Source organism: Affinirhizobium straminoryzae (assembly GCF_007004135.1).
Classification (GTDB): domain Bacteria; phylum Pseudomonadota; class Alphaproteobacteria; order Rhizobiales; family Rhizobiaceae; genus Neorhizobium; species Neorhizobium straminoryzae.
This window is the reverse complement of sequence record NZ_VJMG01000010.1, coordinates 118,268-131,580: the sequence shown is the minus strand read 5'-3', so window position 1 is coordinate 131,580 and position 13,313 is coordinate 118,268. Positions and strand designations below refer to the sequence as shown.

General features: G+C 63.4%; 12 protein-coding genes. 3 read left to right on the top strand and 9 right to left on the bottom strand.

Annotated elements, in window-relative coordinates; genetic code table 11:
• Nucleotides 1-22: 22 nt before the first annotated feature.
• Nucleotides 23-982, top strand: coding sequence for a sugar-binding transcriptional regulator (locus FNA46_RS04735; RefSeq protein WP_142881184.1), 960 nt, complete (start codon nt 23-25; stop codon nt 980-982).
• A gap of 106 nt (nt 983-1,088) precedes the next feature.
• Here FNA46_RS04735 and ptsP read toward each other — a convergent pair whose 3' ends face one another.
• Genes ptsP through FNA46_RS04715 form a run of 4 tightly spaced genes read right to left on the bottom strand, consistent with a single transcriptional unit; the run spans nt 1,089 to nt 5,270 of the window.
• Nucleotides 1,089-3,053 carry a phosphoenolpyruvate--protein phosphotransferase gene (ptsP, locus tag FNA46_RS04730; RefSeq protein WP_142881183.1) on the bottom strand — a complete coding sequence of 655 codons (1,965 nt, stop codon included), beginning with the start codon at nt 3,051-3,053 and terminating at the stop codon, nt 1,089-1,091.
• Nucleotides 3,054-3,068: 15 nt separating this feature from the next.
• Nucleotides 3,069-3,353, bottom strand: coding sequence for a PTS sugar transporter subunit IIB (locus tag FNA46_RS04725; protein ID WP_142881182.1), 285 nt, complete (start codon nt 3,351-3,353; stop codon nt 3,069-3,071).
• A 7-nt stretch (nt 3,354-3,360) separates the two neighbouring features.
• Complete coding sequence (locus FNA46_RS04720; protein ID WP_246102849.1) at nt 3,361-3,849, bottom strand: PTS sugar transporter subunit IIA; 489 nt, start codon at nt 3,847-3,849, stop codon at nt 3,361-3,363.
• Nucleotides 3,846-5,270: a PTS galactitol transporter subunit IIC gene (locus FNA46_RS04715; RefSeq protein ID WP_142881181.1), complete on the bottom strand. Its 1,425-nt coding sequence runs from the start codon at nt 5,268-5,270 to the stop codon at nt 3,846-3,848. Before FNA46_RS04715 ends, FNA46_RS04720 begins: the two co-directional genes overlap by 4 nt.
• Nucleotides 5,271-5,466: 196 nt before the next feature.
• Between FNA46_RS04715 and FNA46_RS04710 the strand changes: the two genes are divergently transcribed.
• The gene (locus FNA46_RS04710; RefSeq protein ID WP_142881180.1) at nt 5,467-6,468 is read left to right on the top strand and encodes a sugar-binding transcriptional regulator; all 1,002 of its coding nucleotides are present in this window, start codon (nt 5,467-5,469) and stop codon (nt 6,466-6,468) included.
• Between the two features lie 433 nt (nt 6,469-6,901).
• Nucleotides 6,902-7,297 (top strand): (R)-mandelonitrile lyase, encoded by a 396-nt coding sequence (locus FNA46_RS04705; RefSeq protein WP_142881179.1) that lies wholly within the window; start codon nt 6,902-6,904, stop codon nt 7,295-7,297.
• A 31-nt stretch (nt 7,298-7,328) separates the two neighbouring features.
• Here the strand turns inward: FNA46_RS04705 and FNA46_RS04700 are convergent, their stop codons facing one another.
• The 5 genes from FNA46_RS04700 to FNA46_RS04680 all read right to left on the bottom strand — a co-directional run bounded on the left by FNA46_RS04700 (nt 7,329) and on the right by FNA46_RS04680 (nt 13,280).
• On the bottom strand, nt 7,329-8,222 hold the full coding sequence (locus FNA46_RS04700; RefSeq protein WP_142881178.1) for a LysR family transcriptional regulator: 894 nt from the start codon (nt 8,220-8,222) through the stop codon (nt 7,329-7,331).
• 418 nt (nt 8,223-8,640) lie between these two features.
• Nucleotides 8,641-9,747, bottom strand: a complete 1,107-nt coding sequence (locus tag FNA46_RS04695; RefSeq protein ID WP_142881177.1) for an autoinducer 2 ABC transporter substrate-binding protein — start codon at nt 9,745-9,747, stop codon at nt 8,641-8,643.
• 38 nt (nt 9,748-9,785) lie between these two features.
• The gene (locus FNA46_RS04690; protein ID WP_425468669.1) at nt 9,786-10,721 is read right to left on the bottom strand and encodes an ABC transporter permease; all 936 of its coding nucleotides are present in this window, start codon (nt 10,719-10,721) and stop codon (nt 9,786-9,788) included.
• A 16-nt stretch (nt 10,722-10,737) separates the two neighbouring features.
• On the bottom strand, nt 10,738-11,739 hold the full coding sequence (locus FNA46_RS04685; RefSeq protein ID WP_142881175.1) for an ABC transporter permease: 1,002 nt from the start codon (nt 11,737-11,739) through the stop codon (nt 10,738-10,740).
• Complete coding sequence (locus tag FNA46_RS04680) at nt 11,739-13,280, bottom strand: sugar ABC transporter ATP-binding protein (protein WP_246102847.1); 1,542 nt, start codon at nt 13,278-13,280, stop codon at nt 11,739-11,741. The genes FNA46_RS04685 and FNA46_RS04680 overlap by 1 nt, the downstream gene beginning before the upstream one ends.
• Between the last annotated feature and the right edge of the window lie 33 nt (nt 13,281-13,313).

Below are 13,313 nucleotides of genomic sequence, written 5' to 3'. Positions count from 1 at the left end.
CAGATCACCAGGAGTGTTGCGGATGCAGGAGGCGACGAGGCCGGCTGGGGTGCAAAGCGAAGCCGACCGCCTGCGGGCCAAGGCCGTCTGGCTCTACCATGTGGAGGGCAAGACCCAGAACGAGGTTGCCGCCATTCTCGGCATCAATCGCATCATGGTGGTGCGGGCACTCGCCGAGGCGCGGCGGCGAAATGAGGTGCGTGTCACCATCTCTTCGCCGCTGGCCGAACTGACCGAACTCGAGCGCAAGCTCGAATGCGCCTTTGAGATCAACCGCGTGATCGTAGCGCCCTTTGACGATCCGCAGGCCGATCCGGTCAAGGTGATTGCCGCTGCCGCCGGCGGCTTCATTTCCAGCCTGATGAAATCGGGCATGTCCGTCGGCGTCGGCTGGGGCCAGACACTTTACAACACGCTGCCCTTCATCCTTGGCAGCGCGCTCGATGATTTCCGCGTCGTCTCTCTGCTGGGCGGGATTGCCGCCGCCCGCCGATTCAACCCTGCCGAATTCGCCTGGCAGTTCGCCGAGTTGTTCCAGGGCGAAGGCTTTCTGATACCGGCGCCGGCGGTGGTGGACAGTCCCGAGACGAAGCATGCCCTTCTCGAACGCTGCGGCCTCGCTGCGATTTTCGAGATGGCGGACAAGCTGGATGTCGCCCTGTTGTCGGTTGGTGGCATCTCGACGCTGACGACAAGCTATCGGGCGGGCTACATTTCCGAATCCGACCGGCGCTCCCTGATGGAGGCCGGTGCTGTCGGGGACGTGCTCTACAATTTCATCAACGAAAAGGGCGAAATCGTTGATCATGATGTGAATTCGCGCGTCGTCTCGGCAAATCTTTCCCGTCTGCGGCGGACCCCGGAACGGGTCCTCATCTCAGGTGGCAAGGAAAAGATTCTTGCGCTGCGCGGCGCCATCCGTATCGTCTGCCCGACCACCTTCATCACCGACGAACAGACCGCACGATCACTGATCGCCTGAGGTACCCTTCGATCAGCAGCGTGTGGGCAGTAACGGCATGGATGCGAAAGAAAAGCCAGCCAGCCGCGCGGATGCGACGGCTGGCTGGCCTTGTTACCTGCGTCGTTTATCCCCTGATATAGCCGGAGACGGCGCTTTTCATCTTGAGGATCGAAGCCGGCGCCATGCTGAGTTCGGTCACGCCGGCGGCGATGAAGTGTTGGGCAACCGCCGCATCGCCTGCGGCTTCCCCGCAGACCCCGACCCAGATCCCGGCCTTCTCCGCTGCCGTGCACACCATGCGGATGGCGGACAGGACGGCCGGCTGATCGACGCGGCACAACTCGGCAACGCCGGGGTTCAGCCGGTCTGCCGCCATGACATATTGCGTCAGGTCATTCGTTCCGATCGAGAAGAACCGCACCTTGCGGGCAAGCGTTTCCGCCGCAAAGACTGCGGCCGGCGTCTCCACCATGATCCCGAGCACGAAGTCCGCCGCCGTCTTGCCTTCCTGGATCAGCTCGCTGCGGCACTGGTCGATCAGAGCCCGGGTTGCGTCGATCTCGCCGGTGTCCGCCACCATCGGCAGCATCACATGCAGCCTGCCGAAGGGGGCAGCTCTCAGCAGGGCGCGCAGTTGCGGCTTGAAGAGGTCCGGGCGCGCAAGACACAGGCGAATGCCGCGCACCCCGAGGAAGGGATTGTCCTCGCGGGACAGGGCAAGGCTGCGCACCGGCTTGTCGGCGCCGATATCCAGCGTGCGGATGATGACAGGATGGTCGGGAAAGGCGAGCAGAAGGCTTTTGTAGACGTCCAGTTGTTCGTCTTCCGTTGGCAGATCATTCCTGTTCATGAACAGGAACTCGGTGCGGAACAGGCCGACGCCCATGGCTCCCGCCGCCTGCGCCTGGGCAATTTCGTCCACCGAACCGAGATTGGCGGCAATGGTGATGGCAACGCCATCGGTCGTCGTTGGCGCCACATCAATCCATGTCCGCAGAGCCTGCGCTTCGGCCTTCGCCATTTCGCATCTGCGAACAATATCGTCGCGTGCGCGTGCATCCGGATCGGGAAAGACTAGTCCACCATCGCCATCGAGCGCGATCTCGCGGGCGCGATCCAGGCGTCTGTCCGGATCCTGCACGCCGAAGACGGCAGGAACGCCCGCGGCCCTCGCGAGGATGGCGGCATGGCTGGAGGCAGAGCCCTGGCGGGTCACGATGCCGGAAAGCCGCGACAGATCAGCACCGCCCGCTTCGGCGGCGCTGATTTCATCGGCGACCAGCACGCTGCCTGCGGGCACGTCGGCAAGGCTCAAGGCATGCTTGCCCTGCAGGTGCAGGGCCGTCAGCCGCGTGAGGCTGGCAATGTCTTCCGAACGGGCGCGGGCATAACTGTCTTCGAGCGCGGAGAGTTCGTCCGCAAGCTCCGCTCCGACGGCAAGAACCGCAGCGCCGGCGCTTCGCCCGCCCCGGATCAATGCCTCGACGCGGGCGCTCCATTCGGCATCGTCCGACAGTTCGGCAATGGCGTTCAGCACGTCGGCCGTGCCGCGGCTGGCCGCGGCGGCCTGGCGGCGCAGCGCAAGACCCACATGCTGCATGGCCTCCCGTGCCGCGCGGATGTCCGCATCCACGTCTGCAACGAGAGCGGCAAACGGTTCCAGAACCGGCTGGCGGAAGGCAAAGGCGGGGCCGATGGCCGCGCCTGAGCCGCCGGCGACGCCCTTCAGTGCATTGCCACTGAGCGCCCCGGCCGGGGCCGTGCCATCGCCAGACCCTGTGGGGTCGGGTTTAGCCTCGGGGGATGCCGCCGCGCCTTGCGCATGGTCGCCCTGCCGCGCCTCCAGATAGCCGGCAATGTCTTCCACGGCGCGATCGGCATCCTCGCCGATCGCGCGGATGGTCACGTCCGCTCCTTCCTTGAGGCTGAGCAGGATGAGCTTGAACGAAGAGCGCGTCGTGGCCGACTTGCCCTGGTGTTCCAGAAAAAGCTCGCTGTTATATCCCTTTGAAAGCCTGACGATCTCGGCCGCGGGTCTGGCATGGATGCCGCCCGGAACCGCAACGCGGACGGCGCGCTGGATTTCCATCGATACACCTCTGTCTCAGGCACGCAGGATATCGGCGATCCTGTTGATTTCGGCATCGCGGCCGATGCCGGTCAGGAAAGCGAGCGTGACGATGGCCGGCTTCGGAAGATTCGGCGGCAGCGGCGTTGTCGAGACGATGAGGTCCACGCCATCGAGCATGCTCGGCACCTCGGTCGCCTTGCACTGGCGGGTCTCGACGTCGATGCCGCGATCCCCCATGGCCTCGACGATGGCGGTGGCAACGACGGTGGATGTGGCAACGGCGGTGCCGCAGGCGACGAGGACTGTCTTCTTGGTCATTTTGGTCTCAACCTCCCAGTTTGAGATATCGATCGATGTCAGCGTAGATCTGACCACTGTCTTGCGCTTCGCACAGAGATTGAAGCGTTTTATTGTCCTGAATGAGCCCGCCGATGGCAGACAGCATTTCGAGCTGTTCTTCCTTGCTGTGAAGCGCGAGCATGAAGACAAGGCGAACCGGCAGTTCCTTATCCGGATCGTCCATGCTGCGGAAGGTCACGGGCTCTTTCAGCGTGGCCACGGCAGCCCCGGAGGCGATCACATGCTCCGGATCGGTATGGGGCACGGCGACGGCCAGCCCGTCTTCCAGCGGCAGACCCGTCGGCATGGTCCGTTCGCGTTCCTCGACTGCGCCGCGATAGCTCGAGCGCACCTTGCCGCGGCTGAGAAGATGATCGGCCAGCTGGCCGATCACCTCGTTTGCATTGCGGGCCGTGAGCCCGGTAAAGATGTCCTCCCTGGAGAGGAAACTCGTCGTGTTCATGCTGTCTGTCATGCCGATACCCTGCGGCCGTTGGATTGAGTGGCTTTCTCCGGGCTGGCCGAGGCGAGCGCCTCCATCGCTGCGGCGCGTACCTTCAGCAGCCACATGCAGATTGCGATCAGTGCGGCGACGATGAGGGCGCCCAGCCAGCCGAGGCCGCTGAACAGCTTCACCACGACGAAGCCGATCCAGACGAAGCCATCGCCGATGGCAGTGATCTGGCTGGCATTGGCCGGCATCTTGAAACCGGCACTGCCGGCGGCCGAGGTGAAGAGCGGCGCGAGCGCACCGGCGATGTAGAAGCCGATGGTCAGCGTGATCGTGCCGATGATCACCATGCGCAGCACATTGCCCCGCACGATGGGCGCAGCCAGGGCCACCACGAACGGAATGACTGCCAGATCGGCAAACAGGATGACGCGGTTGCCGGGCAGGATGATCGAGAGAATGATCGCGATCGGAACGAGCAGCAGGGCTGACGAGATGGCCGCCGGATGGCCGATCAGGATTGCCGAATCAAGCCCGATATTGATTTGCCGGTCGCCGGCCCGCTTCTGCACGAACTCGCGCGCTGCCTCGGAGACGGGGATCAGGCCTTCCATCAGGATTTTGACCATGCGGGGCAGAAGCAGCATCACCGCTGCCAGATTGATGCCCGCCTTCAGCACCTTGGCCGTCATGCCGGGAATGTCTGCCGGGTTCCAGAAGCCGACGAGACCGAGAACAAGGCCGATGATGAGGCCCAGAATGACCGGTTCCCCGGCAACACCCAGCCGCTTCTGGATGTGATCGGTGGACAGATCGATGTCGCGAAGGCCAGGAATGCGCTCGATCAACCAATTGGTCAGGATCGCGATGGGCAGGATCTGTGCCGACAGCAGATGCGGTACCGAAACGCCCGGCAGCCCGTAGAAGGCCTGCACCGGCTTTGCGCTCCAGTCGGCAAAGAACAGCGAGAGTGCGGCCATGAGGGCGGCGGCGGCCAGCCCGTAGGGCAGGGAACCGGTTGCGGCGGTGACGAGCGAGCCGACGAAGGCGAAGTGCCAGAAATTCCAGACATCGACGTTCAGCGTGCGCGTCCAGCCTGCCAGAAGCAGGACGACATTGACGGCAATGCCGATCGGGATGACCCAGAGGCCGACCTGCGAGCCGAAGGCGATGGCCGCCGACGACGGCCAGCCGACATCCACGACATCGCGCTTGACGCCGGTATTGGTTGCAATCGCCTGCGCCACGTCGCTGAGGTTCGTCCACATCAGCCCGATGACCAGATTGATGCCGATGAAGGCAACGCCGATGGTGACACCGGCGCGAAACGCCTTGCCGGGCTTTGCACCCAGAACCACGCCGATGATGAAAATCATGATGGGCAGGAGCACGGTGGCTCCCAGATCGTCGATGACGGCCTTCAGGCCGCTTAAAAGTGCGTCCACGTTATCCTCCCTTACGTGAATGAACGGCAAACCATGCATTCACTCCCCTGAATGCACTTTTGTTCGTCGGCGATCATATTGTTCGCGTCGATCGGTCGTGTCAAGTGTGCGGTTTGCGCGCAAATGTGCAAAACACTGGTGTCTCCGCAAAGTTGCGGCATACTGCAACCCGGTGAATCGATGAGGAACGAAAGCGATGTCGCGCATACGCTCTGACGATCATGACCTGCAGGTGATGGCGGCCTGGCTCTACTACGTGCACGGCCTCGGCCAGGAGGAGGTGGCCCGTCGCCTCGAGGTGTCGCGGACGAAGGTGGTCCGCATGCTGTCTGGCGCGCGCGAGAGCGGTCTCGTCAAGATCAGCCTCGAGCACCAGATGGCCGAGACGCTTGCCTTGGCCGACTGGATTGCCGCCAGTTACGGCCTTGCCCGCTGCATTCTCACGCCGCCCGCCGATGCCGCCAATCCGGACGATCCGCTGCTCGATCCGCAGCGCAAGGATGCGGTCGGCATCGCAGCCGCCAACTATGTCAGTCGGCGCATCCTCAACACGCGCAACGTCTCGGTGGGTGTCGGTGGTGGTACGACGGTTCGGCGCACGATCGAGGCCATGCGCATGCTCTCGAAGCCTGATTCCCGCATCGTGGCGCTGATGGGCGCCTCGCACAATGATGATGGAACAAGCGCCTATTCGCTGAGCCTGGAGATGGCGCAGATCGTGGGCGGTAGTGCCCGAACGCTGCCTGTACCCTTCGTTCTCGGGCTTGCGGAAACCTGTGCCGCGCTGAAGGCAGACCCCTCAATCCGCCCCATCCTCTCCGAGATGGCCGCGACGGACTTCAACGTGATTTCCTGCGGCGCCTGCGAGGAAACCGGCAGCTTCTTTCTGGCTTCGGGCATGTCCGCGGCAGACCTGGACGATGCGCGTGAGGCCGGCGCGGTCTGCGAAGTGGCCGGACATTTTCTGAAGGCGGATGGTTCACGCGCCGAGACCGGCCTGAATGATCGCCATACCGGCATCGAATTCGAGGATCTGCGCAAGGCAGACAATGTCGTCGTGGCCGCCGGCATGGCCAAGACGAAGCCGCTGCTGGCGCTGCTGAAGGCCGGCATCGCCAACACACTGGTCATCGATCACAGTCTTGTCGCTGGTCTGGTGGCGGCGCGACCGAAAGGCGCCCAGCCTCCCCCAGGCTAGAGCCGGGGGTATCGGCCGGAGCCGCCGGAAAATGCAGTCGTCCTGCAGCCGTTTCCGGCTTTCCTCAGATGCGCTTCGATGCCGCCGTCGAAGCGGCTGAGGCGGATGAGACCATCCCATTTGTAATCGTCGTCGGACAGGGCAAGATTGCCTCGATGCGTTGGTTGGTCCGCTTGAAATGACATGCGGGTTGGTCTGATTGCGTGCCGTAATGCGTCGGCACGCAGGCGCCGAGGATGCAGGCGCAAAATGCGGCGCCGCCCGGTAGCCTATCTGCCATCCTTGATGGATCGTGTCCTGAACCGCATCTATCAATCCGGGCCGCGTCTTCGATCTGGAGGTGCCGTGCGAGGATGTGGGACAAGGCTGCGAGGCGAAGAACGGACGGCGCGCTGCCGGAACCTTTCTGAGACTGCAATGAAGGAGAATGACCATGCAGATTCGACGCGCAGGCAGCCAGCCTTCCGGCAGGGGGCCCGCCGATTGGTTCACCGGTACGGTGCGAATCGATCCGCTGTTTCCGGTGACGCCCCCGGCCAGAGCGGCCGGTAATGCGGTGACGTTCGAGCCTGGGGCCCGGACCGCCTGGCATACCCATCCGCTCGGGCAGGTGCTGATCGTCACCGCAGGCTTCGGCCGCGTCCAGCGCGAAGGCGGCCCGGTGGAAGAAATCCGACCGGGCGATGTCGTCTGGTTCGATCCGGGTGAAAAGCATTGGCATGGCGCCGGTCCTGCGACCGCCATGACCCATATCGCCATTCAGGAATCGCTGGATGGGAAGGCCGTAGACTGGCTGGAAAAGGTGACGGACGCCGAATACGAGGCGTGAAGCCGCGCGGTCTTCAGCCGCCGCGGCGTGCTCAGTCGCGGTGGCGCAGCGCATTGACCAAGGCCGTGAAGGCGGGCGATGACTGGCGGCGGCTCGGATAATAGAGGTGATAGCCGTCCCAGGGCGGCGTCCAGTCTTCCAAGACGCGGAGCAGACGTCCGTCGGTCAGATAGGGTTGGGCCACATCCTCCGGCACGAAGGCGAGGCCGAAACCATCGGTGGCGGCCAGAATCGATTGATAAGAGGTATTGAAGGCAAGCTGCCCCTCCACCCGGATGCGGGTTTCCTGACCATCCTTCTCGAAATCCCAGATCCAGAAGCCGCCGAAGGTCGGCAGTCTCTCGTTGATGCAGGTGTGGCGAACCAGATCCTGCGGGTGCAGCGGGGGCGGGTTCTGCGCAAAATAGGACGGGGCACCCACCACTGCAAAGCGAAAATCGGGACTGATCCGGGCCGAGATCATGTCTTTCGCCAGTTGCTCGCCCATCCGAACGCCGGCATCGAAGCGCTCCGTGACGATGTCGGTCAGGCCGTTTTCGCGGATGATCTCTACCTTGATGTCGGGGTAGTCCTTCAGGAAGGTGCGCAGCTTTGGCCACAGGATCCAGTTGATGGCATGATCGGAGGCGGTGATACGGATGTTGCCGGCGGGGCGCTCCCGCCAGGCGCTGAGAGCGTCAAGCTCGGCCTCGATCTCGTCGAAATGCGGACTGATACCGTCCAGCAGGCGCTGACCCGCCTCGGTAGCGGAGACGGCGCGGGTGGTGCGCGTCAGCAACCGGACGCCAAGCCGCGCTTCCAACTGGCGAAGCGTATGACTGAGGGCTGATTGTGAAACACCCATCTTGGCCGCCGCCTTGGTAAAGCTGCGTTCGCGCGCAACCGCGATGAAGGCCAGCAGATCGTTGACGTTTTCGCGGGCCATTTATGAATCCTCTTCATCTCGCTACGACGATTATAGCTGGTCCTCGCATCAAGGGTGAAGTGTTTATGCAATGGCTGCCCGTCCCCCGCAGACGGTCGATCGATGGCGTTCCTTCTGGCGAGGGCTTGCCCGACAAATCCGAAGCCGGCGGGGGCTTATGGTTGCCGTCTTCCGGATGCCGATTGCAGCGGTTCATCGGTAGGCGGACCATCGTCACGTCCATGGCGTGGTTGCGATTTTCGGGGCGGCGGCTCTACTTCTCTTGCGGCCATTGCTGTCATGCTGAGGCCTGCGACGGGGCGCTGACGTGGCATGCGAACCACGGGAAGGTGGCTAGAAGCCGCGGTGATCGAGACGATGGCCTGAGCGCCAGGCGCCCCTTCCGGATCCACGGGACCCGGAAGGGGATGCGAAAGGATCAGAAGTCGAACTTGTCGACATTGTCCTTGGTGAAGACGGCCGGGCTGCCGAGCAGGATCTGGCTGCCATTGATGATCTGCAGTTCACCGAGACGACCGGCCTTGAAGGTCTTGTCGCCCGGCTTCAGCGTACCGTCGGCGGAGGCGCGCAGGGCCTGCATCGCGGCATAGCCGAGATCGACCGTGCTCCACAGCACGGCGGATTTCACGCAGCCGGCCTTGATATAGGGCTTCATCGGATTCGGCGTCGCAAGACCGACGACCGAAACCTTGCCGCACTGGCCAGCCTGCGTGACGGCGTCGGCAGCGGCGGGCGTGGCAACGCTGGTCATGCCGATGATGCCCTTCAGATCGGAGCCGTACTTGTTGAGCAGCGTATTGGCCTGATTGAACGAGAGGATATTGTCCTCCTGCGCTTCAACCGTCTCCAGCCATTTCATTTTCGGATAGCATTTGGCCTGATAGGCGGACATCTCGGCAATCCAGCGCGCCTGGTTGGGCGTGGTGAAGGTGGAGGTCACGATGGCGAAGGATCCCTCCTGACCGATTTCCTTGGCCAGCGTATCAATGAGAGACTTGGCGACGCCGGTCGGCGTTGCCGGATTGACGAACCACTGCCGTGCATCGGGCTGCGCGTCGGCATCATAGCCCACCACATTGATGCCTGCGGCGAGCGCCTTCTTCAGCACGGGCGCGATGGCCACCGGGTCGTTGGCGGAAAACAGGATGCCGTCGACGCCCGAGGTGATGTAGTTGTCGATCAGGGTGATCTGGTCATCAATATTGGCCTTGGTGGAACCGTCTGTCTTGGCATCGACAGTGCCCAGTTCCTTGGCGGCGTCCTTCACGCCCTGGGATGTCGAGTTGAAGTAGCCGATGCCGACGAGTTTCGGCACGTCCACCACCTTGATCGTCTTGCCCTTGCGGTCCGGGGCCTTGGTCGGCGTGCCGCCATTATAAGCAACGGGCGTCGCTGCCGCCGGTGCGCCATCGCAGGCCAGCGGACTGGTGGGCTGGTCGTCCGCCCCGGTCCAGACCGGGGCGGCGTGTGATGTGCCCGCCGACAGTGCGAGAGTGAGCAGGGTGGTCATCATTGATCTGCGCATGGGTTCCTCCTCCATTATTGCGAGATACGTGATTGATGTCAGGCCCGGCGCCTGTTGAGCGCCGTGGTCATGAGAATGGCGCCGATCAGCATGAGGCCGATCAGCACGGCGGTGCCTTCCGCCTTGATGCCCGCCAGCGATAGCCCGTTCTTCAGACTCTGGATGACGACGAGGCCGATCAGCGTGCCGATGACACTCCCCCGACCGCCATAGATCGAGGTTCCGCCCAGCACGACGGCGGTGATGGCGTCGAGTTCCAGGCCGGTGCCCATGTCGGAACGGGTTGTCGACACGCGGGAGACGAAGATCACCCCGGCAAGCGCCGCCGCAAATCCGGATGCGGTGTAGACGGCAATCTTGGTGCGGTTGACGGGCAGGCCCGAGAAGAAGGCGGCGACTTCATTGGCGCCAATCGCATAGATGCTGCGGCCAATGCGTGTTGTGGCGAGAAGCACGCTGGCAAGAATGGCAAAGACGATCAGGATCCAGAGCTGTGTCGGCACGCCGAAAAGATTGCCCTGGCCCAGCACATAGAACCAGTCCGGGTAGCCGCGCACCGAGCGCGCCTGGCTGATGCCTTCGGCAAGCCCGCGATAAAGCGCCAGCGTTGCCAGGGTGGCAATCAGCGGCGGCACCCCGAAGCGGGTGATGACGAAGCCGTTGACGAAGCCGCAGAATGTGCCCACGGCAATGGCAAGACCGGCGGCGGCCGCAAGGGGCAGGCCGAGATTTTGCCAGAACACGCCGGTCAGGATGGCGGTGAGCCCGAGGATCGAACCGACGGAAAGATCAATGCCGCCGGTGATGATGACGAAGGTCATGATGATGGCGACGAGCCCCACTTCCGTCATCAGTCGACCCTGGTTGAGCAGGTTCGCGCCAGTGAAGAACTGGCTGGACTGGAAGGCGAGCGCCACAAGCAGCACCACGGCCACGAGAGCGAGAATGGTTTCGTGCCGGAGCAGCATACGCATGGACACGGGAGCCTCCTTACGTCTTCGGACGGCGGCGGATCATGTCCGCAAGCACGGTGATGAGGATCAGCCCGCCGATCACGGCACGAAGCCAGTAGGCCGAGACATTCACAAAGATCAGCGCCGATCCGATGGCGGCAAACAGGATGGCAGCCAGCGTCGAGCCGATGACGGTGCCGGACCCGCCAAGGATCGAGACGCCGCCGATGACGGCCGCGGTGATGACGGTGAGCTCCAGGTTCGGCGGCACGGTGGACTGGATGACCTGTAACTGGGTGGCAAACAGGATGGTGGCGATTCCGGCGAAGGCCCCGTGAATGACGAAGACTGCCAGCACGCGCCGCTCGCTGGAAAGGCCTGTGGCCTTGGCCGCTTCGGGATTGCCGCCGACGGCGTAGAGCGACCGGCCGAAGGGGAAGTTGCGCATCCACCAGGCGGCAATCAGCGTCAGGACCACCATGGCAATGATCGGGAAGGGCAGGCCGAACGGCTTCCACTGTGCGATCATGAACGCCTTCGGAAGGCCTGAAATCCAGGTGCCGCCGGTGACGGAAATCAGGCCGCCGCGCAGGATCGACATCATGCCGAGCGTGACGACGATGGACGGAATGCGGGCATAGGCCACAAGCCAGCCGACGACGAAGTTCGCTGCCATGCCGAGAAGGATCGGGGCTCCCCAGGCCATCCAGACCGGATAGCCGGATACCGCCAGGGTGCCGGAGATCGTTGCCAGTACCCCGATGAGTGCCCCTATCGACACATCGATATGGCCGGTGATGATCACCATGGACATGCCGATGGCCGCGACCGCGATATAGGCATTGCCCGCGAAGATGGTGTTGAGGTTCGAGGCGCTGAGGAAGCGTGGATTGTAAAGCCCGACAGCCACGAAAAGCAGCAGGATGGCGGCGATGATCACGCATTCCTGTCCATAGTCGCTCATCAGCCTTGCGAACAGGGGACGGGGTCGTTGCACCTTGTGGGCGCTCACGGAGATGCTCGTCTGAACGGCGGCCATCACGCGGCCTCCTTCGACTTCGTCTGTGCCGTCATGGCCGCGCCGACGGTTTCCGGTGTGGCGTCCGCCCGGTCGATCATGCCGGTGACCTGACCATTGTTCATCACCAGAATCCGGTCACTCATGCCGATCACTTCCGGCAGTTCACTGGAGATCATGATGATGGCGAGGCCCTTGGCGGCAAGATCACTCATCATGGCGTGAATTTCCGCCTTGGCCCCGACGTCGACCCCGCGCGTGGGCTCATCGAGAATGAGGATGTCCGGCCGGGTTTCCAGCCATTTGGCAATGACCACCTTCTGTTGGTTGCCGCCGGAAAGCTCGCCGACCGGCTGGTGGATGCCGGCGCGCGCCCGAACACCCAGCCGCCTGACGGCATCGACGGCCCGCCTGGCTTCTTCCGCAAAATTCAGGAAGAGGCCGGGCGCGATGCGATCGAGCGCTGCCATGGAGAGGTTTTCATTGATGGTCATGGACTTCACGAGACCCTGCAGGCCGCGGTCCTCCGGCACATAGGCGAGCCCGAGATCGCGGGCCTGGCGCGGCGTACGGATCGAGACCGGCTTGCCCATGACCCGGATCTCCCCCGATGTGGCGGGCGTGATGCCGAACAGTGTCAGCGCCAGCTCCGTGCGGCCCGAGCCGACGAGCCCGGCAATGCCCAGCACCTCGCCACGCTTCAGGGTGAAGGAAATGTCGCGCACCAGACGGCCATGGTTGAGCCGGGATACGTCCAGCACCGGTTCGCCGATCTTTGCCTCGCCCTTGGGGAAAAGCTGCTCGATCGAGCGCCCCACCATCAGCGAGACCAGGGTGGCTTCGTCTGCATCCGCGATCGCACGCGTGTCGATCATCATGCCGTCGCGCAGCACCGAAACGCGGTCCGCCAGTGCGAAGATTTCCGGCATGCGATGGCTGACATAGACAATACCGACGCCGCGCGCCTTCAGGCTGCGCACCACCTCCATCAACCGGGTCACGTCCTTTTCGGTGAGCGAGGCTGTCGGCTCGTCCATGATCAGAATGCGGGCCTTGTGCGAGAGCGCCTTGGCGATCTCGACGCGCTGGCGCTGTGCCACCGAAAGCGTGGCGATGCGGGTATCGACATCGAGATCATGACAGTCGAGGCTATCCAGCAGCGCGCGGGCCCCGGCCCGGGCCGCGGTCCAGTCGATGCGGCCCATGGCCTTTCGCGGATAGTGACCAAGGAAGATGTTTTCGGCGACCGTCAGCTCGGGAAACAGCAGCAGCTCCTGGTAGACGGTTGCGATGCCGGCCGCATTGGCATCCCTGGCGGAGGCAAACCGCATCGGCTGGCCCTCGATCTCCATCCGGCCGCCATCCGGCTGGTGAAGGCCGGAGAGGATCTTGATCATCGTCGATTTGCCCGCGCCGTTTTCACCGAGCAGTGCGTGGATTTCGCCGGGCCGAACGTCGAAGGAAATGTCCTTCAACACCTTCACCTGGCCGAAGGATTTGGAAATCCCGGCAAGCCGGACGAAGGGCGGCGTGCGGCTCTGCTCCTCAAGATTGGACGACAACTCATTCCTCCTCATGATAACCGGTTTCCCGAC

What these genes read in the sequence shown, in the direction of transcription:
- FNA46_RS04725 (WP_142881182.1), bottom strand. Translation starts at nt 3,353, where the DNA reads ATGACCAAGAAGACAGTCCTCGTCGCCTGCGGCACCGCCGTTGCCACA.
- FNA46_RS04710 (WP_142881180.1), top strand. Translation starts at nt 5,467, where the DNA reads ATGTCGCGCATACGCTCTGACGATCATGACCTGCAGGTGATGGCGGCC.
- FNA46_RS04690 (WP_425468669.1), bottom strand. Translation starts at nt 10,721, where the DNA reads ATGCGTATGCTGCTCCGGCACGAAACCATTCTCGCTCTCGTGGCCGTG.
- FNA46_RS04735 (WP_142881184.1), top strand. Translation starts at nt 23, where the DNA reads ATGCAGGAGGCGACGAGGCCGGCTGGGGTGCAAAGCGAAGCCGACCGC.
- FNA46_RS04695 (WP_142881177.1), bottom strand. Translation starts at nt 9,747, where the DNA reads ATGCGCAGATCAATGATGACCACCCTGCTCACTCTCGCACTGTCGGCG.
- FNA46_RS04700 (WP_142881178.1), bottom strand. Translation starts at nt 8,222, where the DNA reads ATGGCCCGCGAAAACGTCAACGATCTGCTGGCCTTCATCGCGGTTGCG.
- FNA46_RS04720 (WP_246102849.1), bottom strand. Translation starts at nt 3,849, where the DNA reads ATGACAGACAGCATGAACACGACGAGTTTCCTCTCCAGGGAGGACATC.
- FNA46_RS04705 (WP_142881179.1), top strand. Translation starts at nt 6,902, where the DNA reads ATGCAGATTCGACGCGCAGGCAGCCAGCCTTCCGGCAGGGGGCCCGCC.
- FNA46_RS04685 (WP_142881175.1), bottom strand. Translation starts at nt 11,739, where the DNA reads ATGGCCGCCGTTCAGACGAGCATCTCCGTGAGCGCCCACAAGGTGCAA.
- ptsP (WP_142881183.1), bottom strand. Translation starts at nt 3,053, where the DNA reads ATGGAAATCCAGCGCGCCGTCCGCGTTGCGGTTCCGGGCGGCATCCAT.